This is a genomic window from Pseudomonas sp. EA_65y_Pfl1_P113 (assembly GCF_963970525.1).
GTDB lineage: Bacteria > Pseudomonadota > Gammaproteobacteria > Pseudomonadales > Pseudomonadaceae > Aquipseudomonas > Aquipseudomonas tritici.
Genome location: NZ_CAXAQM010000216.1, coordinates 1 through 631 on the forward strand (window position 1 = coordinate 1; position 631 = coordinate 631).

The window sequence follows — 631 nt, forward strand, 5'->3', positions numbered from 1 at the left end:
GACGTCGGCCTTTGGGTGACCAAGCAGCACCGCGTGCTCGAAACCATGATCTTCGTCGGCGACGTCGCCGATCTGGCCACAATGAACGAGACGGACGACGGGCTGCGGATGGGAGCCGGCCTGCGCTATGTTGATGCCGCCGAGCCGCTCGGACGGCTACATCCGGACCTCGGCGAACTCGTGCGTCGGATCGGCGGCCCACAGGTGCGCAACGCCGGCACGATTGGCGGCAACATCGCCAATGGTTCGCCGATCGGCGACACACCACCCGCGCTGATCGCGCTAGGCGCGACACTGACGCTGCGCTGCGGCGACGAGCGCCGCACGCTACCGCTCGAAGATTATTTTATCGCCTACGGTCATCAGGACCGTCAGCCGGGCGAGTTCGTCGAGAGCCTGTTCGTGCCGCGTCCAACATCGACCACGAGGATCGCGATCACGAAGCTCAGCAAACGGTTCGACAGCGACATCTCCGCCGTGCTCGGCGCGTTTGCGATCGATCTCGACGGCGACACCGTGCGAAGTGCGCGGCTCGCATTCGGCGGGATGGCGGCGACCCCGAAGCGCGCGACGAATGCCGAGCAGGCGCTGGTTGGCCAGCCATGGTCGGAGGCGACATTCGAAGCGGCCG

1 protein-coding gene is annotated in these 631 nt (G+C 66.4%); it reads left to right on the top strand.

Annotated features, from left to right (window positions below; genetic code table 11):
* Positions 1–631, top strand: a 631-nt coding sequence (locus tag AACY52_RS29205) for an FAD binding domain-containing protein (RefSeq protein ID WP_339561202.1), incomplete at both ends; no start/stop codon positions are given.